General features: G+C 70.8%; 16 protein-coding genes. 7 read left to right on the forward strand and 9 right to left on the reverse strand.

The annotated features are described in order from the left end of the window. Positions 1 to 3 precede the first annotated feature (3 nt). Positions 4 to 1,443 carry an AMP-binding protein gene (locus tag DFR41_RS18605; protein ID WP_114803840.1) on the forward strand — a complete coding sequence of 480 codons (1,440 nt, stop codon included), beginning with the start codon at positions 4 to 6 and terminating at the stop codon, positions 1,441 to 1,443. Here the strand turns inward: DFR41_RS18605 and DFR41_RS18610 are convergent. The 9 genes from DFR41_RS18610 to DFR41_RS18650 all read right to left on the reverse strand — a co-directional run bounded on the left by DFR41_RS18610 (position 1,433) and on the right by DFR41_RS18650 (position 14,938). Then, positions 1,433 to 2,119, reverse strand: coding sequence for an alginate O-acetyltransferase AlgF (locus DFR41_RS18610; protein WP_114803841.1), 687 nt, complete (start codon positions 2,117 to 2,119; stop codon positions 1,433 to 1,435). The genes DFR41_RS18605 and DFR41_RS18610 overlap by 11 nt on opposite strands. Next, positions 2,119 to 3,702, reverse strand: coding sequence for an MBOAT family O-acyltransferase (locus DFR41_RS18615; protein WP_114803842.1), 1,584 nt, complete (start codon positions 3,700 to 3,702; stop codon positions 2,119 to 2,121). Before DFR41_RS18615 ends, DFR41_RS18610 begins: the two co-directional genes overlap by 1 nt. A 5-nt stretch (positions 3,703 to 3,707) precedes the next feature. After that, entirely contained in the window at positions 3,708 to 4,814 is a 1,107-nt protein-coding gene (locus tag DFR41_RS18620) for an alginate O-acetyltransferase AlgX-related protein (protein ID WP_114803843.1), read from the reverse strand. A gap of 2 nt (positions 4,815 to 4,816) precedes the next feature. After that, complete coding sequence (locus tag DFR41_RS18625) at positions 4,817 to 5,806, reverse strand: alginate O-acetyltransferase AlgX-related protein (protein WP_114803844.1); 990 nt, start codon at positions 5,804 to 5,806, stop codon at positions 4,817 to 4,819. 61 nt (positions 5,807 to 5,867) lie between these two features. After that, a complete protein-coding gene (locus DFR41_RS18630; RefSeq protein WP_114803845.1) occupies positions 5,868 to 9,074 on the reverse strand; it encodes an NfrA family protein in 3,207 nt (1,068 codons plus the stop codon). Continuing rightward, complete coding sequence (locus DFR41_RS18635) at positions 9,071 to 10,768, reverse strand: glycosyl transferase family protein (RefSeq protein WP_114803846.1); 1,698 nt, start codon at positions 10,766 to 10,768, stop codon at positions 9,071 to 9,073. Before DFR41_RS18635 ends, DFR41_RS18630 begins: the two co-directional genes overlap by 4 nt. Positions 10,769 to 10,966: 198 nt before the next feature. After that, the gene (locus DFR41_RS18640) at positions 10,967 to 13,162 is read right to left on the reverse strand and encodes a cellulose biosynthesis cyclic di-GMP-binding regulatory protein BcsB (protein ID WP_114803847.1); all 2,196 of its coding nucleotides are present in this window, start codon (positions 13,160 to 13,162) and stop codon (positions 10,967 to 10,969) included. After that, positions 13,159 to 14,334 carry a non-hydrolyzing UDP-N-acetylglucosamine 2-epimerase gene (wecB, locus tag DFR41_RS18645; protein ID WP_114803848.1) on the reverse strand — a complete coding sequence of 392 codons (1,176 nt, stop codon included), beginning with the start codon at positions 14,332 to 14,334 and terminating at the stop codon, positions 13,159 to 13,161. The genes DFR41_RS18640 and wecB overlap by 4 nt, the downstream gene beginning before the upstream one ends. Positions 14,335 to 14,746: 412 nt before the next feature. Then, a complete protein-coding gene (locus DFR41_RS18650) occupies positions 14,747 to 14,938 on the reverse strand; it encodes a CsbD family protein (RefSeq protein ID WP_017757436.1) in 192 nt (63 codons plus the stop codon). Between the two features lie 380 nt (positions 14,939 to 15,318). Here DFR41_RS18650 and DFR41_RS18655 point away from each other — a divergent pair, with 380 nt between their 5' ends. Genes DFR41_RS18655 through DFR41_RS18680 form a run of 6 tightly spaced genes read left to right on the forward strand, consistent with a single transcriptional unit; the run spans position 15,319 to position 23,028 of the window. After that, positions 15,319 to 15,777, forward strand: a complete 459-nt coding sequence (locus tag DFR41_RS18655; protein ID WP_114803849.1) for a type IV pilin protein — start codon at positions 15,319 to 15,321, stop codon at positions 15,775 to 15,777. Continuing rightward, complete coding sequence (locus DFR41_RS18660) at positions 15,765 to 16,394, forward strand: pilus assembly FimT family protein (protein ID WP_147284391.1); 630 nt, start codon at positions 15,765 to 15,767, stop codon at positions 16,392 to 16,394. The genes DFR41_RS18655 and DFR41_RS18660 overlap by 13 nt, the downstream gene beginning before the upstream one ends. Before the next feature lie 7 nt (positions 16,395 to 16,401). Next, positions 16,402 to 16,827 carry a type IV pilus modification PilV family protein gene (locus tag DFR41_RS18665; protein WP_114803851.1) on the forward strand — a complete coding sequence of 142 codons (426 nt, stop codon included), beginning with the start codon at positions 16,402 to 16,404 and terminating at the stop codon, positions 16,825 to 16,827. Between the two features lie 20 nt (positions 16,828 to 16,847). Further along, complete coding sequence (locus DFR41_RS18670; protein WP_170159419.1) at positions 16,848 to 18,029, forward strand: PilW family protein; 1,182 nt, start codon at positions 16,848 to 16,850, stop codon at positions 18,027 to 18,029. After that, entirely contained in the window at positions 18,026 to 18,655 is a 630-nt protein-coding gene (locus DFR41_RS18675; RefSeq protein ID WP_114803853.1) for a pilus assembly PilX family protein, read from the forward strand. The genes DFR41_RS18670 and DFR41_RS18675 overlap by 4 nt, the downstream gene beginning before the upstream one ends. Before the next feature lie 53 nt (positions 18,656 to 18,708). After that, complete coding sequence (locus DFR41_RS18680; RefSeq protein WP_114803854.1) at positions 18,709 to 23,028, forward strand: PilC/PilY family type IV pilus protein; 4,320 nt, start codon at positions 18,709 to 18,711, stop codon at positions 23,026 to 23,028. Positions 23,029 to 23,068: the final 40 nt, after the last annotated feature.

Here is a 23,068-nt window from a genome sequence, read left to right on the forward strand (position 1 = left end):
GCCATGCATTTCGACTACGACAGCGGCCGCTTCGTCCAGACCGAGTCCGGCGGTGAGCGGCCCGCCATCGTGGCCCGCGACCGCCACCTGGACTGGGCCCAACTGCAGCGCGAGGCCGAAGCCTGGTGCGACCAGGCCCGCCGCCTGGGCCTGGGCGCGGACATGCCCATCGTCATCCGCGGCCACAAGGAAGCGGCCTTCATGGTGGCGCTGACGGGCGCGCTGATGCTGCGCGCGCCCTTCGTGCCGGTCGATGCCGTGTACCCGGCCGAGCGCCTGGCCAGCATCTGCCAGATCCTCGATGCCCATCTGCTCTACGACGCGGCCCAGGGCCGCTTCGAGGTGCTGCGCGATGGCCCTGGCATGCCGCTGGCCGAGAAGCAACTCTGCTACGTGATGTTCACCTCGGGCACCACCGGCCAGCCCAAGGGCGTGCAGATCGGCCGTGAGAGCGTGCAGGGCCTGATCGACTGGATGCGGCTGGATTTCGCCCTGGGCGAGCGCCCGGTCTTCCTCGACCAGACGGTGTTCAGCTTCGACGTGTCGCTCTACGACGTGTTCGGCACGCTGGCACTGGGCGGCACCATCCTCATGCTCGACCGGCAGGACGCCGCCTCGCCGTTGAAGGTGGCGACGCTGATGGCCGAGCACGGCGTGACGACCTGGGTGTCCACGCCGTCCTTCGCGCAGCAGCAGCTGGTCAACCCGGGCTTCACGCAGGCCGCGCTGCCGCAGTTGCGCACCTTCGTCTTCTGCGGCGAGCCGCTGCCCGTGCCGCTGTGCCGACAGCTGCGAAAGCGCTTTCCCGACGTGCCGCTGCTCAACACCTATGGCCCGACCGAGGCCACGGTGGCCACCACGCTCCTGGTGGTGGAAGACGCCATGCTCGCCACCGACGCGCCGCTGCCCATCGGGCGTGCCAAGCGCGACAGCGCCGTGTACTGCGACGAGGGCGAGCTGTGCATCGCCGGCCCGCACGTCATGCGCGGCTACCTCAACCGGCCCGACCTCAACACCACGCGCATGTTCCTGCGCGACGGCCAGCGCGGCTTTCGCACCGGCGACCTGGGCACCGAGACCGACGACGGCCTGCTCTTCTGCCATGGCCGCATCGACGACCAGATCAAGCTCAACGGCTACCGGCTGGAGCTGATGGAGGTGGATGCGGCGCTGGCCACGCTGCCGGGCAGCCGCGGCGCCTCGGCGGTGGCGCTTCGTCGGCCCAACGGCACCGTGGCGCGGCTGGTGGCCTTCGTCGAGACGGGCAGCGACGACCCGGCGCTGCCGGCCGAACTGGCCGACTGGAAGGCGCTGCTGGCCGCGCGCCTGCCGCACTACATGATCCCGTCGGAGCTGCTGGCCTGCGCGCAGCTGCCGGTGTCGGTCAACTACAAGACCGACCGCGCCAGGCTGGCACGGCTGTACGAGACGCTCAACGCTTGAAGGTGTCGGTGCGGGCCGGCTGCATCGTCAGCACCGGCTTGTCGGCCGTGCCGGTCATGAACAGGCTCAGATGGTCGCCGGCCTGCAGCGCAGGCAGGGGCTGCGCCGCGCTCGTGGCACCGCCGCAGGCCGCGGCCAGCTGGGCCGTCACCGGGTTCACCGAGCGCGCACCGGCCGCCATCGGCGCCACGTCGCGCACGACGGGCGTGCCGGCGGGTGCGATCTGCAACTGGGCCTTGGCGCAGCCGGGCACCAGGTTGTAGAAGCGCAGCTCGGCCTTCAGCGCATCGGGCACATCGCCCGTGTCGTCGATGGCGGTGAAGGCATGGCCCGTGCCCTCGCGCCGCAGCACCCAGGTGCCGAAGCGGTCGGGCTGCACCTCCAGCGTCGCGGCCTTCTTGCCGCCCACCTGCACGGTGAAGGGCCTGCCACCGGCCACGATGGCGTAGCTGGTGGCAGGCGTCTGCGGCCCGATGCGCTGCGCAGGGCCGCCGGCCACCTGCACCAGCAGCGTCTCGGTCGTGGGGTTGACCACGCGCACGAAGGACGAGCCGGCTGGTGGCCGCGCGGCATACAGCTGCGACAGCGTGCCGTCCTGGGCATGGGCGGGCAGTGCCATGAAGGCGTAGGCGGCGGGCAGCACCAGCGCGTGAAGGAGGAAGGCGAGAGGCTTCATCAGAATTGAAAGTAGAGGAACCGCGCTTCGCGATGCAGGTTCATGACGCTGACCAGCAGCAGGAGCAGCACGACGCCCAGCCAGCCCACGCTGGGCTGCCAGCGCAGCCACGTGGGCCGGCCTTCCTGCACGCGCCCCAGGGCAGGGGAGAAGCGTCCGAGGATCTGGTACGCATTGGGCGTGCCCCAGGCGATGGCCAGCAGCGCCACGATCAGCAGCGCCTGCACGTGGCGGCCGACGAAGGCCTGCCAGCCGGCCCAGCCTTGCGCCAGCAGGCCGGCCGCCTGGGCGCCGCCCAGCGACTCCACGCCACGCAGCCCGGCCATGCCTTCGAGCAGCGCCAGAGCGCCCTGCACGTCATGGGCGCGGAAGAACACGTGCGCCACGGTCACCGAGGCGAAGGTCAGGCCCACGCAGCCGAAGAGCCACAGGCGCTTGCCCCGTTCCCCCTGGGGTGCGATGCGCGGCGCCAGGCCGATGCGCCAGGCGTGGTTGATGCACAGGTAGCTGCCGTGCAGCAGCCCGTAGATGAAGAACTGCAACCCCGCGCCATGCCACACGCCCGCCAGTCCCATGGTGTAGAGCGTGGGCCAGCCGATCATCAGCGCGAAGCCCAGCGGCGTGCGGCTGCCGGCGGCGCCCACCGGCAGGCCGCGGCGGCTGCGCCAGCGCGAGACCTTCATCGCCATCGGGTAGTACAGGTAGGTGGTGAGGTAGCGCGTCAGCGTCATGTGCCACCGCGCCCAGTAGTCGATGATGCTGGCCGCCTTGAAGGGCGAGTTGAAGTTCAGCGGAAAGCGCACGCCGAACATCTTGGCCAGGCCCAGCGCCATGTCCGAATAGCCCGAGAAGTCGAAGTACAGCTGCAGCGTGTAGGCCAGCGCGGCGCCCCAGGCGCCCCAGAACTGCGGGTCGCCGGGTGCCGCGAAGCCGGCATCGGCATAGGGCGCGATGCTGTCGGCCAGCAGCACCTTCTTGGCCAGGCCGATGACGAACAGCGTGCCGCCCACCGACAGGTTCTCGGCGCGGAAGCGATAGGTTTCGGCCTGGTCGAACTGCGGCATCATTTCCTTGTGATGCAGCACCGGGCCCGCGATCAGGTGCGGGAAGAAGGTGACGAACAGCGTGTGGTTGAGCAGGCTCGCCTTCTTCACCGCGCCGGCCTGGCAGTCCAGCAGGTAGCCGATCTGCGTGAAGGTGAAGAAGGAGATGCCCAGCGGCAGCAGGATGTCCTGCACCGGCCCCGCGCGCAGCCCCAGGTCGGCCAGCGCCCCCAGCAGCGTGGTGAAGTACTTGTAGTGGAACAGCAGCGCCAGATTGCAGCCCACGCCCACCGCGGTGATCCACCACTGCCGGCGCTTGTCGGCGGCACTGCCGATGATGAGCCGGCTGAACACATGGTTGACCAGGATCGAGCCGGCCAGCAGCGCGACGAAGCGTGGGTTCCACCAGCCATAGAAGACGAAGGACGTCAGGCACAGCCACAGCGCCGCCCAGCGCCGGCCGGTCGCGGCCAGGGCGTAGTAGCCGCCCAGCGCCACCGGCAGGAAGAGGAACAGGAAGAGGTACGAGTTGAACAGCATGCGCGTCAGGGCAGGGCGGCGGCGGCGCGCGCCTCGTCGGCGCTCAGGGGCAGCGAGAGCGAGAGCTCGGAGAAGGTCCACACGACGAGCTTGAGGCTGGCGGGCCAGCGCTCCTGCTGGGCCAGGGCGGCCAGCATGGCGCCGGAGAAGTAGCCGCCGTCATGGCTGAGCGTCCAGACCTCGCGGCCGAGCTGGCGGCCCAGGCGGCCGGGGAATTCGCTGCGCAGGCCGTTGGAGTCGCCCACCAGCAGCACCTCGGCGGCGGGGCCGGCATCCAGCAGGCCGCCGCTGGCCACCGGCACGATGCGCTCGGGCGTAAAGCGCTCCAGCGCCGGGCGCCAGCCCTCAGGCAGCCGATCGAGGCCGGCCAGCACGATCAGGTCGCCCATGCGCGGCTCGGGCGCGGCGCCGCGCTGGTCGTCGAAGCGCTGGGTGCCGGGACCGCCCAGCATCGGCAGCGCGGCGCGCCCGATGGCATCGGCCGCCGCCTCGGCGCCTGCCGGGGCCATGTGCACGTCGGTGCGGTAGTAGGCCTGGGGCAGGGCCGCCAGCGCAGGGCGCAGGTCCACCTGCGGCACGCCGGCCTCGGCCAGGCGCTGCTGCCAGTCGTCCAGCCGGGCCTGCATGGCGGTCGACACCGACAGGCCGCACAGGTGCGCGGCCTCGATGCGCGACTTGTCCGGCACCGTGGCCACCACCAGCTGCACGCCGCGTGCGCGCAGCAACTGCGCCCAATGCCGCATGAGCGCCACGCGCCGCGCATAGGCCGCTGCAGCGGCCGCCTCACCCGCCTGGGGGCGCAGCCCGTCGCGGTAGAAGAGCCATCCCGGGCAGCCCGGGGCCACCTGTGGGCCCAGGTCGCCCAGCAGGCGCCAGCGCAGGCCGGCACCCCAGCGCGTCCAGTCGCCCTGGCCAGGCAAGGCGCCCAGCGTGCGGTTCATGGCGGCCTCGGCGCCGGTCTGCTGCCAGGCGGTGCGATCCGTCGTTGCCAAGCGCCACGCGCCCCAGGCGAGGCCGGCGACCAGCAGCAGGCCGATGACGATGGCGAAGGGGACGTGCCGGCGGTCGGGGGGGGCGGAGGCGGAGGGCGGGGGCGCAGGCGGTGCGGCCATGCTCACGCGAGCGCGGCCTGGATGCGGCGCTGCCACTCCTCGGCCGACACCACCGACGCGCTGTCCCACAGCCCGCGCGCGTCCGGTCCCAGGTGGAAGTTGGGCTCGAACAGCTGCCACACCAGCGCCTGCGGCTTCTGCTGGCGGAAGGCGTTCGATTCCACGTATTCGAGCAGCACGCGCCAGAAGCCCACGTCGCCCGGCTTCCAGTTGACCGACACGGGCCGGTCGAGCAGGTTCGACAGCTTCTGCGGAAAGCCGAAGTAGGGCTGCACCATGCTGTTGCCGGTGACGTGCACCGGCGAGGGTGCATCGGCCAGCAGGCTTTCGCCATCGCCGGCGCGGCGCACGGAATAGATTTCGCGGCCCACCGCCCGGCGCTGCTCGGGCGACAGGAAGCGGTCGGCCAGGTCGCCGTAGCGGCGCTCGTTGATCAGCGGCCCCAGCGCCATGCCGGTGCCGGGCTGCCCGGCCAGGTTCGGCACCTTCTGGCGGATCAGGTCGGCCGTGGCCTGGGCCGTGGCGTCGGCCGCGGGCTGCGCCCAGTGCTGGTCGGTGCGGTAGTAGACCGGCTGGCCGGCAGCCTTCAGGGCGATCAGCAGTTTCTCGTCGTCGAAGGTCGCCACGCCTGCCGCCTGCAGGCGCGAGAGGATGCCGGCGTAGCGCTGCCGCATCTCGGGCGACATGGGCTTGTCCGCGGGCAGCTTCTCCTCGTAGATGCGCATCTTGTCGGGCAGCACCGGCACCACCAGGGCCACGCCCTTGGCCGCCAGCAGCTGGCCCACCTGCGCCACGCGCGCCACGGTGGCATTGATGCCCTTCCAGTCGGGCGTGGTCAGGCTGTCCCAGGCCGCGAAGATGTAGTTGTCCTGGCCCACGAAGGCCAGGTTGTCGGCGGGCTGGGCCCGTGCCAGGCCGGCCAGGGCCAGGCCCATGGGCAGGCCCAGCAGGTGGCGGCGTCGCAGGCCGCGGGCGGTGCGGTCGTCGGTCATGGATGCAAACCCCTCGTCGTGTCGTCTCGGTGCGCGCGGTTGGGCCGCGCGTCGGCAGGAATCAGTAGGAATAGGACAGCGTCATGAACAGGCCCTTGGCCCGGTCGGCGTCGCCACCCAGGCGGGCGCGGTACTGCAGGCTCAGGTCGGCATGCGAGCGCTGGGCGTTGTAGCGGTCCTCGTTGAGCCAGTAGCGCAGGTTGACGCCGATGCCGGCGCCGGCGGACCAGCTGCTGCCGTTGCCCGCCAGCGCGAAGCTGCTGGCGCCGGCCAGCGGCACGCCGCTGACGCGCGCCTGCGTCGAGTACCAGTCGGCCGCCAGCGTGACGTGCGGGAACACCACCAGACGGTCGCTGTACGAGGTCAGGAAGCTGCGGCCCACGCGCACTTCGCCGGCCGCGAAGCCCTGGCCGCGGCGCAGGCGTCCGTTGCCGGTGGCGAGCGTGTTGCCCGAGGCATCGCGCTCGGTGTAGTCCACGCCATGGTCCAGCAGCGTGTAGCCGGCCTGTACATAGCCTTCCATCGTGTACCAGCTGGGCTTGTCCAGCCGCAGTGCGGTGCCCTCGTAGAAGCCGTAGAGCATGTAGGCCTGCCAGCCACCCGAGGCCTTGCCACCCTGGTAGTCGATGGTGGCGGCCTGGCTGTTGAGCGCGCAGCGCACCGAGGCCGGCCCGGCGTTGATGGCACCCGAGCGCGTGGCCGTGCCCAGCAGGAACTGACGCTCGATGCCGAAGGTGAGGTTGGTGCCGGCATCGGGCGTGAAGCGCGCACCGATGGCGCCCACGGTCGACGGCCAGCCCGAGGCGCTGTTGAAGGTGCCCTGGCTCACGGTTGTCGTGCCGCCGCAGGGGTTGTCCACCACCTGCGCGCCGGTCACCGTATTGCCGCTGTGCAGCGTGTTCGACAGCCGGCCATACACCTCGAAGGTGCGGTTGCTGCTGTTGAGGAATTCCGGCGGGCGCCAGTAGGCCTCGACCGTGCTGAAGGTGGCATTGCCCGGCACCGAGATCGGCTGGCCCGCCAGGGCGTTGGACGGCGAGCGCGCGCCGCGGTAGCCCACCGAGGCGTTGACGCCCCATTCGCGCGAGAAGTTGGCGATGGCGCTGCGGGTGTCGAAGCGCTGCTGCTTGTCGAGCGTGAGCTTGCCGGCATCGGCATCGTCGATGGCCTGGCGCAGCATGGCCGCGGCGGCCGGCCGGTTGCCGACGGCCGCCGTGGCATAGGCCTCGTCCAGCACGTTGGTCTCGGGGGCCTCGCCGGTGCTGCGCGCGGCCACGAAGTCCTGCAGCGACAGGTCGTACTGCTTGCGCGCGCCATAGAGGTAGGCGCGTTGGCGCAGCAGCCCGGCGTCCTGCGGCTTGGCGGCCAGGGCGGTGTTGAGGCGGTCCATGGCCTCCTGCTGCTCCTGTGCGTTGCCGGAGGCCAGCGTGGTGGTCAGCAGGTTCTGGTTGGCTTCGCTGTCCGGCTGCTCGGCCACGGCACGGCGGGCCAGGGCGATGGCCTTGGGGTATTCCTGCCGGCCATAGGCGGCATAGGCGCGGCTGGCGGGGCTGTCGGTGCCCGGGTCGTCCCAGGGCGCCAGTTCGCAGACGGTGCCGTAGGGCGTGTCGCGGCACAGCTGCAGCGGCGCATGCGTCTCCAGGCTGTTGTCCGCATCGCTCCCCCAGCCGGCGAAGCGGCTGGCGCGCTTGAGCCGTGCCTGCGCCTGGGCGTCGTCCGCGGGCAGCGGTGCGACGAGGGCGCGGGCGCGATCGGGCTGGTCGGCCGCCAGCGCCAGGTCGGCGCCGATCAGCCGGGCATTGCGACGCTGGTCGTCGGTGATCCAGTCCAGCGCCAGCACCTCGTCGATGTCCTGCTGCGCGGCGGCGGTCTCGCCCAGCGACTGGCGCAGGTAGGCGCGCAGCAGCTGCACGCCGGTGTTCTCGTCGTCGGCCGACAGCGCCTCGGTGGCGGCCTTCTCGGCCGCGGCGTCGTCGCGCATGGCCTGCAGCACACCGATGAGCAGCATGCGGTGGCTGGCCACGTCGGGCGCGATGCGCACCGCATCGCGCGCCTCGGCCAGCGCCTCGCGGTTGCGGCCTTTGTTGAGGGCGGCGTAGGCGGCCTGGGCGTGCAGGTTGGCGATCTGCTGCCGGGCCAGGCGCATGCGGGCCATGATCGCGTCCTTGTTGGGCGCGCCCAGGGCCATGGCCACGTTGCCGTACTGCACCACGTCGTCGTAGCGCTGCTGGTTCTCCAGCGCGTTGAGCCACAGCAGCGTCCATGGACCCTGGCTGGGATCGATGCGCACCGCCTGCTCGGCCAGCTTGGCGGCCTCGGCGTACTTGCCGTCGTTGTAGAGGGTGTAGGCCTCGGTGGCGATGGGAAAGCCGCGGCGATAGGCCTCGGTGGGGGCGGCGCCGGTGCCGGCGGGCGCCGGGCGCAGGTTGACCAGCGCGGCCTGCAGCTCGGGGCTGCCGTGGCCCTGCGCGATGGCCTGCGCGGCGCTGCGCTCGGCCTCGTCCAGGCGGCCGAGCTTCTGCAACGTGTAGACGCGCAGCAGCTGCAGGCGCGGCACGTCCGGCCGCAGCTTGAGGGCCGCGTCGGCGCGCTCCAGGGCCAGGGCATACCGGCCCTGGTTGTAGGCGCGGTAGCCCTGCGCGGCCAGGCGCCAGGCGGTGCCGCGCAGGCGGTTGCCGCCGCGGCTCGCGCGGCCGGTGCGGGGGCCGGACGCACGCGCGGCCGGCGCCGCGCGGCGCTCGCCGGGCCGCACGAACTGCGCGGGCGCGTCGGGCGAGGGCGGCTCCTGCAGTTGCGCCAGGTCCAGCCGCGTGGGGATCGTCGGCAGACGTCGGGCGCCGGCACCCAGCACCACGTCGGGGCCACCGGGCGGGAACGGCCCCTGCGGCGGCGCCGGCGGCGGCGCGCCGCCGATCTGCATCAGCGGATCGGCGTCGGCGGAGGAGGGCAGGCCGCGCGGCTCGATGCGCGCCATGCGCACCATGGCCAGGCTGTCGCCCGACAGGCGCCGGCGCCAGCCGGGCAGCTCGGCCATCTGCAGGGCGTCCTGCGGGGTTTCGGGCGAGGGCGTGGGCGTAGGGGCGGGCTGCCCGCCGGCCGTGGCCGTCTCGGGCAGCGCGAGCCGCCACGCGACGCGCAACTGGACGCCGGTGTCCTGCCCGGCAGGTACCTCGGCGGCGAGGGGCGCGACCGAGGCCAGGGCCGGCATCACCGGCCAGGCCGCGGCCAGGGCCATCGCCAGCGTGGCTTTGCGGTGCAGCGGTTTCATGCGGGTGCCTGTTGTTGGGTGTGGGTTTCGAGGCCGACGAACTGCGAGTCGTTCTCCTGGAAGGCGATGGCCTCGTCGAGGGTGGCGTCGTCCAGCCAGCCGTTGTCCACCAGGATGGCGCCCAGCGGTCGGCGCGACTGCGCCTGCAGGCGCAGCGCGGCTTCCAGGTGCTCGGGGTCGATGGCGCGCCAGGACAGCAGCAGCTCGCCCAGCCGCTGGCGCGTCTGCACCAGGTGGTCGTCGGAGGGAAAGTCGTGCATGGTCTTGTCCCAGACCAGCCGCGTGCCGAAGAGCTTGTGCGACAGGAACAGGCGCCAGGCCCGGGCCGCGGCGGCGGCATTGATGAAGTTGCCCACCACCATGCGCGGCACCGACAGCAGGCCGTGCTCCCAGCCGTACATGTGGGTCACGAACCAGGCCCGCTGCAGCACGCGCCACAGCAGCAGGACGCCGTTGATGGCCATCACCGTCACCACCCAGCTGCCCGGATGCAGCAGCGGCGGGTAGTGCACCGTGAACCAGCCGAACTCGTAGGCCAGGAAGAACAGCATGAAGTTCAGCACCAGCAGATAGCCCAGCATGGCGACGAAGGACGTCACCAACCCCTTGCGGTCACGGTAGAGCAGGTACTTGGCGGCGAGCGAGCCGCGCCAGCCCACCTGCTCCCAGCCCTGAAAGCCGATGCCCAGCGTCCAGCGGGCCTTCTGCCGGTAGGCGGTGCGGAAGGTGTCGGGAAAGAACTCGCGCACGCCCAGCGGCATGCGCAGCGCATGCACCTTCTCGCCGCCCAGCCCGAACCATTTGGTGCGGCGCGTCACGTAGTCCACCTCGAAGCGGCCGAAGATCTGCTTCATGCCCAGCTGGCCCAGGCGGTTGCCGATGTCGTAGTCCTCGGTCAGGCTGTCGACGTTGAAGGGCTGGTTCTGCGTGGCCTCGGCCAGGGTGTGCAGGGCCCGGAGCGAGAAGCAGGTGCCCACGCCAGCCGACGGCACGGTGCCGGCGAGGCTCTCGCGCACCACCAGGTCCTTGCTGTGCCATTCGGCGAACTCGTCCATGTAGGTGCCGGCCACCAGCTCGAACCAGTGGCGCTCCAGCGAGGTCACGGGCAGCTGGATGAAGTCCATCCTCGGCAGCAGGTAGTTGTAGTACTTGAGCTCCAGCGGGTGGAGCACGTCCTCGCTGTCGTGCAGCACCACGCCCGCAAAGCGCTGGCCGGTGGACTTCTCGTACTTGAAGACGGCCTGCACCACCCAGTTGAGACAGTCGGCCTTGCAGGTGGGGCCGTCGTGCGGCACTTCCACGCGCACCAGGTGGCGGTAGCGCCGGCGCATGCGCTCCACCTCCTCGATGGTGCGCGCGTCGTTGCGGTAGGTTCCCACGAAGATGGCGTAGTCGCGGTACTCCAGCGTCGAGACCATGTTGGCCAGCATGGGCGCGATCACGTCGTACTCGTGCCACGCCGGGATCATGATGGCCATGGGCTGCTCTGCGCGTTCGCGCAGCTGCGCCACCGACAGCGGCGCATAGCGCCGCCGCACGGTCAGCGCGCGCCAGGCTTCGCGCACCCAGTACCAGAGGTCGATGAACAGGTCATCCAGGCCGGAGATCAGCACCAGCACCGCGACGGTCGCCGTCAGCACCTCCAGCAGGTGGTAGTAGTCGGCCGCCAGGTACGGCCAGTAGAGCGAGTCCATGCTTGGAAAGTGCCTCAGCGCAACACGCTGGCCGAGCGCAGCACCACCCCCTGCCAGCATCCGCAGAGCCGGGCGCCGGCGCGCAAGAAGCGGCCGCGGAGCAGGCCACGCGCAGGCACCCGCGGAACTGGCTTTGCCAGGCCGCCGGGTGCGCCCCCTTCAGGGGGGGGGCGGAGCGCGCAGCGCGCAGCCTGGGGGTCACTTGTTCCGGTCATGGCGACGCTTCAGGCGATGGGCGATCACGAAGAGCAGCAGCAGTGCCAGCAGCGCGAAGGCGATCACCGGCACGCCCCACGACAGATGGCGGCGCCATTCGGCCAGGAAGCCGGAGTCTTCGGGCGCGGCATCGCTGTTGGCGGCCGTGCTGCCGTCGGACCAGGCCACCGGACCCTCATCGCCCAGCACGGCCAGGTCGCCGCGGTTGAGCACGAAGGGCTTGCCCAGCGCCGGCTGCGTGCCCAGCACCTGGTAGACCAGGCCGTACTGGCCGTGGCTGCTGGCCACCTCGATGGCGCTGGCCTGGCTCAGGCCGCCGACATCCAGCCAGGGCGACTGCTTGCCGTTGATGCGCAGGTGGCCGTCCTTGACGGACACGCGGGCGTTGGCCCCGTCGACCGGAACCTGCAGCGCCAGGAAGGGGCGGGCGGGGTTGAAGGCACCCTGGCCCTGCACCACCAGCTCGGCGCGCACGGGGCTCACGCCGGCAGCGGCGGCGATGCGCACGACGCGCGGCAGCGTGGCGATGGCATCGGCCAGGTAGGACTCGGGCACCGCCACCTGCGGGTGGTAGGCCATCAGCGGCAGCAGGCCGACGAAGGTGCCGTCGGGCTTGGCGTCGCCGGTGCGCAGGGCGGTGGTGCGCAGCACCTGGACCGGGTAGGGCTGGGGCGCCTCGTTGCAACCGTCGTAGTAGGGCTGGCGCTGGATGGCCACGCGCAGCACGTTGTTCAGGCCCAGCACATAGCTGGGCACGCGGGCGTCGATGCGCTCGGGATGGCCGTCGGCATTGAGCCGGCGCGCGCCCAGCAGCGTGTCGTTCCAGTAGATCGTGGCCACCGGCGCGGAGCGGCCCGCGCTGGGCGACACGGCCAGGTCCACGGCGATGTCGGTGGGCAGGCGGCCGTCGGCCGACAGCGCGGCCAGCGGCATGGTGACGGTCCAGTCGCCCTTGGCGAGCACGTCGAAGTTGGGATTGGTTCCGCCCCATTGCGTCGGGTGGATCACCGTGCGGCTGGTGGCCTCGGCCTGGTCGGCCTTGTCGATCACCGCATTGCGGCCGATCAGCACGTTGCGCCACGCATCGGCGAAGGCACCGGCGGCCTGCGCACCGGCGTCCTCGGCCAGCACGATCACGGGGCGGGCGCCCAGCGTGGCCAGGCGCACCATGTGCGAGGGCATGCCGTCGGCGGCCAGCGCCGTCTGGCGGCCGCGCCAGTCGGACAGGGCACGCGCGGCGTCGGCATCGCCATTGAGCTGCGCGGCCAGCGCATCGAGCGCGGCATTCATCTGCTGGCGCAACGGGGCGTCCATCACGAGCAGGTCGCCCGTGGCGGCGCCGGAGCCCAGCACCATCAGCGCGCCCACCTCGGCCGCGTCGCGGATCTGGTGGCGGGCCTCGCCGGCGGCCAGGCCCGAGAAGGCGGGCAGGCCGGCCAGCGCGGGCGGAATCTGCCAGCCCTGGGTGTCGACGCTGTCGCCCACCGCGGGGAAGCTGCGCACGTTGATCTGGCGGCCGGCCTGTTCCATGGCCAGGCCGATGCGCCAGGCGCTGTCGTAGGCGCCCTTGGACAGGCGCTTGCCGGCCACGATCATCGTGGGCCTGGCGGGCAGGGCCACCCAGGCGTCGGCCAGGTCGGTCAGGGCGCCGCTGGTGAAGCGGTAGGTGAAGCGGGTGTCGGGCTCGACCGCCAGCACGTTGCCCGACGGCCGCTCGTAGGCGCAGATGCGCTCGGGCGAGTTGTTGATCCAGCTGACGCCCAGGCGCAGGAAGCCGTCGACGATGGTGCGGGTGTCCACCTTCAGCGTCTGGCTGGCGTCGCCTTCGGCTGTGTCCACGCGGGTGGCGTAGCCGGGCCGGCCGTTGACGGCCAGCGTCATGGAGGTGCGGGCCTCCTCGGGCTTGTAGTAGCGGCCGCGGAAGTCGATGCCGGCATCGGCGATGGCCACCCTGCGCGGCACCGGCAGGTAGAACTCCTGCTTGGCGTCGAAGCCGGTGAGCAGCACCGTGCGGGTGATGCCAAGGTCGGCCAGCGTGAAGCTGCGCGTGACCCAGGTCTCGCCCTGCAGTCGCTGCAGGGCGTCGCCCGCAGGACTGGCCAGGGCGGCCACGGGGGCCAGCAGGCCGACCCCGAGGACCAGCGGAAGAGGGCGAAGGAGGCGATGGGGCAGTCTCATGCGAAGTCCAGGCTCGGAACGGAAGCGGGTTGGAGGGGCGGGGGTGCGAACTCGGCCACGGGGCGGCCGCACAGCGCATCGACGATGCGGCGGCAGGCGTGGCCGTCGCCGTAGGGGTTGCCGCGGCGGCCGATTTCGGCATACGCGTCCGCGTCGTCCAGCAGGCGGCGGGCGGCGCGCAGGATGCGCTCGGGCGCGGTGCCCACCAGGTGCGCGGTGCCGGCGGCCACGGCCTCGGGGCGCTCGGTCACATCGCGCATCACCAGCACGGGCTTGCCGAGGTGGGGCGCCTCTTCCTGCACGCCGCCGGAGTCGGTCAGGATCAGGTGGGCGCGCCGCATCAGCCAGATGAAGTCCAGGTAGCCCACCGGCTCGATCAGGTGGACGTTGGGCAGGCCGTGCAGCAGCTGCATGACGACGCCGCGCACGTTGGGATTCATGTGCACCGGGTAGACGACCTCCACGTCATCGCGCAGCGCCAGCTCGCGCAGGGCGGCGCAGATGTTGCGGAAGCCCTCGCCGAAGTTCTCGCGCCGGTGGCCGGTGACCAGCACCAGCCGGCGCCCGGGCGTGAGCCACGCATAGCGGCCAGAGACGGTGGCCGACAGTGCCGGGTCGGCATCCAGCCGTGCCAGCGTCGCGGCCAGCGCGTCGATGACGGTGTTGCCTGTCACCCAGGCCCGCCCGCCCAGGTGTTCGCGCCGCAGGGCGTCGCGGGCGGCGGGCGTGGGGGCGAACATCCATTCGCTCATCACATCGACGACGCGGCGGTTCATCTCCTCGGGGAAGGGCGCCTTCATGTCGCCGCTGCGCAGACCCGCCTCCACATGGCCGACCGGAATGCGCAGGTGGAAGGCCGCCAGGGCGCAGGCGGCGGCCGTGGTGGTGTCGCCGTGCACCAGCACGCAGTCGGGACGCAGCTCGCGCAGCACCTCGTCCATGCGCGTCGTGAGCCGCGCGCTGAGCTGGTTGAGCGTCTGGTCGGGCTGCATCACGTCCAGGTCGCGGTCGGCCTTCAGGCCGAAAAGCCCCATGGCCTGCGCCAGCATTTCGCGGTGCTGTCCGGTGATGCACAGGGTGCTGCGCAGCTGGGGCTCCGCGGCCAGCGCGGACACCAGGGGCGCCATCTTGATGGCTTCGGGGCGGGTTCCAAAAATCGAGAGGACGTGCATCGGAAGGCGGAAAGCGCGCCCTGGCCACCGGCGCCTGGACGCGCGGGGGAGGCTGCGTCGCGGGGCGCCGTGACATCAACGGCACGGACTGTTAACTTTAGTTAACGATGGTATCGGCCGTGACAGACAAGACGCCGACCTGAGCACCGAAAAGTCGCTGAAATGTGAACTATTGTTAACTGTGGCCGAGCGTCGCTGCGCTTTCCCAGCGGAGCCTGACTCGCCGCGCACCCTGGCCATGCGGCCGAGGGCACGCGGCAAAGCAAAAGGTCTCCGCGTCGAAGAGGACGCGGAGACCTTGTGTGAGACGGACGGTGGAGCCAGCCTTCGGAGACCGGGTCGGGCCCAGTCCGTCGACGGCCTGCATGGACGGGCGCCGCCGATGCGGCGCCAGGCCTGTGGCGGGGCAGGCTCAGTGGCGCAGCTTGTCGGCCGCGTCCTTGGCGGCTTCCTTGGTGTCGCCGTAGGCTTCCTGGGCCTTGCCGGCGGCCTTGTCGGCCATGCCTTCGGCCTGCATCTTCTCGCTGCCGAAAGCCTTGCCCACGGTCTCCTTGACCGAGCCCTTGGCCTGCTTCAGGTTGCCTTGCACGGAATCCTTGTTCATGAATACCTCCTGGTCGAAGCGCCTGCGGCGGGATTGCCCCAGGCATTCGCGATGCGGCGAATGCATTCCATGCTAGGAAGCTGAAACGCCCCGAACAGGGTTGCCCACGCCATGCCGGCGTAGTGCGGCAGGCCTGCGCGATGTAGGCGCCGGATGGCGCGGCTCGCCACGGCCTCAGCTGCCTGGGCGAAAAAGTGCCTGCCCGGCGGGCGTCGGGCCGTCCATCCTCCATACGGCTGGCGTTGTGGCCGAGCCACTAGCACAACGGCTGCAACTGCAGCAAGCAGCCGTTCGATTGACGTCTTGGTTACCGCATTTAACAATTCAGTAACGTTTAGGTAAGAATCTCCTTTTTTTCTCTCTCTTCCGCAAAGGTCCCGATGAGGTTCAGCACGCGGCGCACTCGGGGCTTCACGCTCATCGAAGTCATGATCGTGGTCGCCATCGTGGCGATCCTGACAGCCATTGCCCTGCCCAGTTACCGCGACTACGTGCTGCGCGGCCAGATGGTGGACGGCACCAACGGCCTGGCGACGATGCAGGCCAACATGGAGCGGTACTTCCAGGACAACCGGCAGTACTCCGACGTGAGCAGCAGCGTGCAGTCGCCCTGCCGCACCGGCTCGGACATCTCGCGCACGGTCGGCAAGTTCCTCATCTCCTGCGACAGCACGACGGCCAGCGCCTATTCGATCCAGGCGGTCTCCAGCGCGCTGGGCGGGCTGACCTTCAAGCTCGACCAGGCCGGCAAGCGCTCGACGTACAACCTGCCCTCCGGCTGGGGCGCCGACTGCGCCAACGCGTGGATCCTCAAGCGAGGCCAGACGTGTCCCTCCTGAGGCGCGGCGCGCGCGGGGGGCGGAGCCGCGTGGCCGGCTTCACCCTCGTCGAACTGATGATCACCGTCTCGCTGCTGGCGATCCTGCTGGCGGTGGGCGTGCCCTCGCTGGCCGACTGGGTGCGCAACAGCCGCATCCGGACCGCGGCCAACAACATCCAGGACGGCCTGCGCACCGCCCAGGCCGAGGCATTGAGCCGCAGCCGTCCCATGGTGCTGGTGTTCACCGACAGTACGCCGGCCACGGCCCCCGCGTCGGTGGCCGTGCGCAGCGGCGGCAAGTTCTGGGCGGTCTACCAGCTGCCGATGGACGGCTCGGCCGAAACGGCCCAGTTGGTCAGCACCGGCAACTTCAGCGGCGCGGCCGACGGCGTGGCCGTGACGGGGCCGGCGGCGCTGTGCTTCAGCAGCCTGGGGCGCGTCGTGTCCACCGGCGCGAGTTCGGGCCTGACCGCCGCCTGCCAGGTGCCCACCGGCACGCCGCCGCAGCAGGCCTACAACATCACGCTCACAGGTGCCGACCGACCCCTGCGCGTGACCGTGGGCCTGAGCGGCCAGGTGCGCATGTGCGACCCGGCCCGCAACATCACCAGCAGCCCCGACGGCTGCCCAAGCTGAGCGCCGAATGCCCCGCCACACCGATCGCGCCGCCCCGTCGCGCGGCCCCCGCCAGGCGGGTGTCGCGCTGATCGAGGTGCTGGTGTCCATCCTGCTCTTCTCCATCGCCCTGCTGGGGCTGATCGGCCTGCAGGCCCAGGCGACCTCGCTGTCGCTGGAGGCCGACTACCGCAGCCGCGCGGCCCTGCTGGCCGACGAGATCGCCGCCCAGGTCTGGATGAAGAAGACGGTCGCGCTGGACAGCGACGCCATCACGAGCTGGAAGAACAAGGTGGCCTCGTCCGCCAGCCTGCTGCCCAGCGGCACCGGCGGCTTCGACCGCGTCGGCAGCACCAACGCGGTGGACATCACCATCACCTGGAAGCCGCCCTCGCGCAGCAGCACCGACGCCGCCAGCAGCTTCCGCACGCGGGTCACCGTGCCTTCGCTGTGAACCGGATGGCTGCACGCACGATGCTCCTTCGCGCTGCCGCGGGCCGGCGGTCCGCGCGCGGTGTTTCGCTGATCGAACTGCTGGTCGCCATGGCCCTGGGCCTGATCGTGGTGCTGGCCGTGATGAGCATGCTGGTGGTGGGCGAGGCCAACCGCCGCACCACCACCGGCACCAACGACATGACCCAGACCGGCGGCTTCACGGCCGCCACGCTCGACCGGGCGCTGCGCTCCGCCGGCGCCGGCTTCGCCCAGGGCTTCGACTGGGGCGTGATGGGCTGCAAGCTCCATGCGGCGCGCAACGGCACCAACGTGCTGCCGGTGAGCGCCGCCTTCCCGGCCCCCTTCGCAGGCCTGCTGGGCGGCGCGACGGACAGCGCCGACCTGCGCCTGGCGCCGGTGCTGATCGGCCAGGGGCAGAGCCAGACCGGCTCCGACATCCTCGTCACCATGGGCGGCAGCGCCGCGCTCGGCGACCTGCCGCGCCTGGTGCGCGGCAATGCCGGCACCCAGAAGATCCTGCTGGACAACACCCTCGGCCTGCAGGCCAACGACGTGCTGCTCATCAGCGCCAAGAGCGCGGGCGACTGCGTGGTCACGCAGGTCGATGGCAGCTTCACCCAGCCCGCGGCCGGCACCGACACGCTGCCGCTGGCCGGCCTGTACTTCCGCGCCAACACCACCAGCAGTTCGCTGGCCGGCATCGCCGGCAGTTCCGATGCCTACATGACCGCCCTCGGCAACCAGGATGCCGACAACCTGCAGATGCAGATGTTCGGCGTGGGCACCGGCGGCATCCTGTACCGCTACGACCTGCTGCGCTCGACCGGCAGCAGCGCCGCCGAGCCGCTGGCCGAGGGCGTCTATGCGCTGCGGGCGCTCTATGCCGTGGACAGCAGCGCGACGCCGGACGGCGTGTGGGACGGCGGCTATGTGGCGCCCACCGGCGACTACACCATCAAGACCCTGATGAAGACACCGGACACCCAGCGCCGCATCGTCGGTGTGCGCGTGGCCATGCTGGTGCGCAGCCCCGTGTACGAGAAGACGATGGTGTCGCCGGCCACGTACGTGCTGTTCAGCGACCAGACGGCGCTCAAGTACACGATCAACCTTTCCGACGACGACCGGCACTACCGCTACCGCGTCGTGGACACCGTCGTTCCCCTGCGCAACCTGCTGATGAAGCAGCCCGCCTCATGAGCCTTCGTCCCGTCTCACGGCCGCGCTGCGCGGCCGGCCTGCGGCGCCAGCGTGGCGTCGTGCTCGTCTTCTGCCTGATCGTTCTGGTGGTGCTGCTGGCCGGAGGCGTCGCCGTCTCACGCTCGATGAATGCCTCGCTGTCCAACACCGGCAGCCTGGCGCTGCGCCGCGACCTGGTCAACCAGGCCGAGTCGGCCATCAAGCGCGCCATGGACCAGACCTATCCGGTGGGCGGCACGGCCGCCGCCAACAAGGCGCTCAACTACAGCCCGACGCCGCTGGCCGTCAACGACATGGGCATTCCCAATGCGCTGCTCACCGACACGGCCTTCGCTGCCGTCGGCAGCACGGCCAACGACATGGACGGCGCCATCGGCGACCTGACCGGGGGCGTGCGCATTCGCTACCTGGTGGACCGCATGTGCGACATCGCCGCCCAGAGCGCCACCGACCAGGGCCGCGGCCACTGCGTGCCGATCACGCGCGAGGCCGTGGGCGGCAGCGCCCAGCTCGCCACCCGGGCGCCGCCGCCGGTGCAGCCCATCTACCGCGTCACCGTGCGCGTGAGCGGGCCGCGCAACACGCAGGTCTTCGTCCAGAGCTCGTTCACCAAGCCCGAAAGCTGATGCGGGCGCGCCCCGAGCCGCCTCGCTGAACCGTCGTGAAGCACGAACCCGTCATGCCCAAGCCCCTCCTTCGATGCGCGCAGCGCCTGTGCTGCCTGCTGTTGATGCTGGTGCTGCCCTTCCATGGGGTGGCGCTGGCGGCGTCGCTGGCCGACCAGCCGGTGTTCTCCAGTTCCAGCGTGCCCGGCAACCTGGCGCTGGCGCTGTCGGTGGAATGGCCGACGGCCTCCCGGACGGCGCACACCGACAACTACGCCAACACCAGCCGCTTCCTCGGCTACTTCGACACCGAGAAGTGCTACCGCTACGTGCAGAACACGGCGGCCAACGTGACGGACGGCGGCATCACGATCGAGACCGGCAAGGGCGACCAGAGCTACTTCACGCCCATCGGCGCCGCCACCAACCGCACCTGCAGCGGGGCCTGGAGCGGCAACTTCCTCAACTGGGCCACCACCGCAGCCATCGATCCCTTCCGCTGGGCCATGACGGGCGGGCGCCGCGTGGTCGACACGGTCGACACCACCATCATCGAGAAGGGCTGGCATTCGGGTCAGGGCTTGTTCAACGACCGCAACCTGCCGCAGCAGTACATTGCCGGCGCCACGCCGTTCACCAGCGCCAGCTCGCTGGGCATCTCCATCAACGGCCGCGGCTTCGCGATGCGGCTGACGCCCACTACCGGCATCCGCGGCGACTACTACGCCAACACCGTCAATCAGAACCCCGCCGGCAACCCCACCTATACCAACTACGCCGATTCGCTCAACACCAACTGGGGCACGGGCGGGCCGGGCAATGGGGTGGGCACGGACAACTTCACGGCGATCTACAACGTCACCTTCGCCGCGCCGAGCAGCGGCACCTACCGCTTCCGCACCACGTCGGACGACGGCGTGCTGCTCTACATCAACGACGTGCTGCAGATCAACCAGTGGAACGACCACGGCACGCAGCAGGACGTGACCGGCGACCTCGTCTTCACGGCCGGGCAGTCGGTGCGGGTGCAGGTCAAGTACTACGAGCGCGGCGGTGGCGCCGTCATGCAGCTGGAGATGCAGCCGCCGGGCGGCAGCTATGCGGCGCTGTCCTCCCAGCTCACGCCCACGCTGGACTACACGGTGCGCGTGAAGGTCTGCGACCCCTCGGCCGGTGCCGGCGGCGTGGAGGCCAACTGCACGCAGTACGGCAACAACTGGAAGCCCGAGGGCCTGGTGCAGCAGTACGCGGGCGACATCCGATTCAGCGCCTTCGGCTACCTCAATGACAGCTCGGCCACCCGCGATGGTGGCGTGCTGCGGGCACGCCAGAAGTTCGTGGGGCCGACGATGCCGGTGCCCGGGCAGCCCGACACCGCCAACACGGCGGGCCGCGAGTGGGACCCGGCCACGGGACAGTTCGTGCGCAACCCCGACAGGGACGACGCGCTGGCGACCACCACCACGGCCGTGCCCATCGCCGACAGCGGCGTCATCAACTACCTGAACAAGTTCGGCCAGATCTACCCGGGCAACTACAAGGACTACGACCCGGTCAACGAGCTGTACTACGCCACGCTGCGCTACTACCGCAACCTGGGCAACGTGGCCGAGTGGTCGAACCTGCCGGGTACCGGCAATGCCACCGACGTGGCGGCGCGTCGCAAGCAGCTCGACGGCTTTCCGGTGATCGCCACCTGGGACGATCCCATCCAGTACTCCTGCCAGCGCAACTTCGTGCTGGGCATCGGCGACATCTACACCTGGAACGACAAGAACGTACCGGGCAACAACACCGGCACCGACTCCGAGCCGCGCAAGCCCGATCCGGTCGCCAACGACGCCTCGGTCGACGCGGTCGTGGCCACCAACCGCGTCGGCGTGCTGCAGAACAAGGACGACTCGACGGTGAGCGTGAACCTGGCCTCGGTCAACACCGGCGCCGGCGCCTCGCGCTACTACATGGCGGGCCTGGCCTTCGATGCCAACACCAAGGACATCCGGCCCGACAACGCCGCCGTGGCCAAGACCATCGGCAAGCAGACGGTGCAGACCTACTGGGTGGACGTGCTGGAGCAGCCCTTCCAGAGAAACAACAAGTTCTACCTGGCGGCCAAGTTCGGCGGCATGAAGGTGCCGGCCGACTTCGATCCGTATGCCTTCGCCGGCACCATTCCGACGGAGTGGTGGTCCACCAACGGCGACATGCTGACCGACGCCCGCGACAACCCGTTGAAGCCTCAGGCGCGTCCCGACAACTACTTCACCGCGGGCCGGCCCGACACCATGGTCTCGGGCCTGACGCGGGCCTTCGAGAGCATCGTGGGCAACATCAAGGCCTACACCAGCACCTTCTCGCTGGCGGGCCGGCAGGTGACCACCCAGGCCGACGTGTCGTATGCGGCGCAGTACGACTCCAGCAACTGGTCGGGCGAAGTCACCGGCACCGCCATCCGCTTCGACACCGACGGCACGCCCACCCCCGCCGCCACGGCCAGCTGGACCACCAACACCGCCTTCGAAGGCCAGCTGGGCAGCGGCGACGGCTGGAGCACCGCGCGCCGGGTGGTGACCTGGTCGGGCACCGCGGGCGTGGCCTTCCGCTACGACAGCCTCAGCAGCACGCAGAAGAGCGCGCTGGACACCAGCTACGTCAGCGGCAACGACGGCGCCAACTACCTGCAGTGGTTGCGCGGCGACCGCACGCTGGAAGGCCAGGGCTACCGTACGCGCGTGGTCACCTCCACCGACAGCAGCGGCACCACGCAGCGGCTGCCGCGCCGGCTGGGCGACATCGTCAACTCCCGCATCGCGGTGGTCGGGCCGCCGGCAGGTCCCTATTCCGACGCCGCCAACCCGGGCTACAGCGCCTTCAAGACCGACGCCAACAATGCCGCGCGTCCCACCGTGCTCTACGTGGGCGCCAACGACGGCATGCTGCACGCCTTCCGGGGCGGCACCGGCACCACGGCCGGGCAGGAGCTGTTCGCCTATGTGCCCTCGGTGCTGTTCGCCCGCGATCCGGGCGATGCCACCAATCCGGCCGACGGACTGCTGGCGCAACTGGGCAAGCCCACCTACGCACACCGCAACTATGTGGATGCGACCCCGCAGGTCATCGACATCGACTTCGCCCGCGCCGGCCAGGCCTTCGCCGACACGGCGGCCGGCCAGAGCCCGACGCCGGCCTGGCGCAGCCTGCTGATCGGCGGGCTGGGCAAGGGCGGGCGCAGCTACTACGCCATCGACGTCACCCGGCCCGACCTCATGACCACCGAGGCCACGGTGGCCAGCAAGGTGCTGTGGGAGTTTCCGAGCGCGGCCCAGCTGCCCACCGCGGCGGGCGGCACCTGCAACCTCAGCAGCGGCAACTGCGTCGACATCGGCTACAGCTTCGGCGACCCGGTGGTGGTCAAGACCGCCAAGTGGGGCTGGGTGGCGCTGTTCACCTCGGGCTACAACAACCAGGACGGCAAGGGCTGGCTGTTCGTCGTCGATCCGCGCAACGGCCAGTTGCTGGAGAAGGTGTCCACCGGCACCACTGCCGCCGACGGCATGGCCCGGCCGACGGCCTATGTGCGCGACTACAACGACTTCACCGCCGATGCCGTCTATGTGGGCGATCTCGGCGGCCAGCTCTGGCGCTTCGACCTGACGGCGCCCAAGGGCGGCGGCGCCTACCCCGCACCCACGCGCCTGGCGATCTTTAAGGACGGCAGTGGCGCCGTGCAGCCCATCACCACCGCGCCGCTGGTGGAGGTGCATCCCGTCACCCGTCAGCGCTTCGTGCTGGTGGGCACGGGCCGGCTGCTCGACCGCTCCGACATCCTCAGCAGCCAGAACCAGAGCTTCTATGCGCTGATCGATGGGGGCATCGGCAGCTTCGCCACCGCGGCGGCCGACGCCAGCGGCACCAATGCCGGAAGCTATCCGGTGGACGGCCGCACCCGCCTGGCGGCGGTGACGCCCGCTGGCGCCACGGGCAACGCCAACGGCGGCACGCTGACTTCGGCCGTGAACCTGGCCGGCAAGGCCGGCTGGTACATCGACCTGGGCCAGAGCGGCTCGGTGGGCTGGCGTGCCATCTCGCCCGCCACGGCCTTCAGCGGCCTGATCGCCTTCAGCGCCACGCTGCCCACCGGCGACGCCTGCAGCCCGGGCGGCCAGAGCCGCATCTATGCGCTGAACTACGCCAGGGCCACCTCGGTGCTCGACAGCAGCGTGGCCTACGTGCCCCAGAGCTCGGTGCTCACCGACCTGAGCTTCTACAACGCCCGTGGCAAGCCGCGCCTGATCGCCGGCAACACCAAGGGCGAGGTGGCCGCGCCCACGGGCAGCTTCTGGGCCTTCGATCCGCGCCAGCTGGGCTGGCGCGAGGTCGGCACGCTCAGGTAGGGGCGGCGGCGCCGGGCCGCAGCCGCGGGCGGCGCGGGCG

The sequence above is a fragment of the Pseudacidovorax intermedius genome (assembly GCF_003350475.1).
Lineage (GTDB): Bacteria > Pseudomonadota > Gammaproteobacteria > Burkholderiales > Burkholderiaceae_C > Xenophilus > Xenophilus intermedius.

Bases quoted from the DNA above. Each gene is read 5' to 3' on its own strand.
- DFR41_RS18605 (WP_114803840.1), top strand. From the start codon at position 4: ATGCATTTCGACTACGACAGCGGCCGCTTCGTCCAGACCGAGTCCGGC.
- DFR41_RS18610 (WP_114803841.1), bottom strand. From the start codon at position 2,119: ATGAAGCCTCTCGCCTTCCTCCTTCACGCGCTGGTGCTGCCCGCCGCC.
- DFR41_RS18615 (WP_114803842.1), bottom strand. From the start codon at position 3,702: ATGCTGTTCAACTCGTACCTCTTCCTGTTCCTCTTCCTGCCGGTGGCG.
- DFR41_RS18620 (WP_114803843.1), bottom strand. From the start codon at position 4,814: ATGGCCGCACCGCCTGCGCCCCCGCCCTCCGCCTCCGCCCCCCCCGAC.
- DFR41_RS18625 (WP_114803844.1), bottom strand. From the start codon at position 5,806: ATGACCGACGACCGCACCGCCCGCGGCCTGCGACGCCGCCACCTGCTG.
- DFR41_RS18630 (WP_114803845.1), bottom strand. From the start codon at position 9,074: ATGAAACCGCTGCACCGCAAAGCCACGCTGGCGATGGCCCTGGCCGCG.
- DFR41_RS18635 (WP_114803846.1), bottom strand. From the start codon at position 10,768: ATGGACTCGCTCTACTGGCCGTACCTGGCGGCCGACTACTACCACCTG.
- DFR41_RS18640 (WP_114803847.1), bottom strand. From the start codon at position 13,162: ATGAGACTGCCCCATCGCCTCCTTCGCCCTCTTCCGCTGGTCCTCGGG.
- wecB (WP_114803848.1), bottom strand. From the start codon at position 14,334: ATGCACGTCCTCTCGATTTTTGGAACCCGCCCCGAAGCCATCAAGATG.
- DFR41_RS18650 (WP_017757436.1), bottom strand. From the start codon at position 14,938: ATGAACAAGGATTCCGTGCAAGGCAACCTGAAGCAGGCCAAGGGCTCG.
- DFR41_RS18655 (WP_114803849.1), top strand. From the start codon at position 15,319: ATGAGGTTCAGCACGCGGCGCACTCGGGGCTTCACGCTCATCGAAGTC.
- DFR41_RS18665 (WP_114803851.1), top strand. From the start codon at position 16,402: ATGCCCCGCCACACCGATCGCGCCGCCCCGTCGCGCGGCCCCCGCCAG.
- DFR41_RS18670 (WP_170159419.1), top strand. From the start codon at position 16,848: ATGCTCCTTCGCGCTGCCGCGGGCCGGCGGTCCGCGCGCGGTGTTTCG.
- DFR41_RS18675 (WP_114803853.1), top strand. From the start codon at position 18,026: ATGAGCCTTCGTCCCGTCTCACGGCCGCGCTGCGCGGCCGGCCTGCGG.
- DFR41_RS18680 (WP_114803854.1), top strand. From the start codon at position 18,709: ATGCCCAAGCCCCTCCTTCGATGCGCGCAGCGCCTGTGCTGCCTGCTG.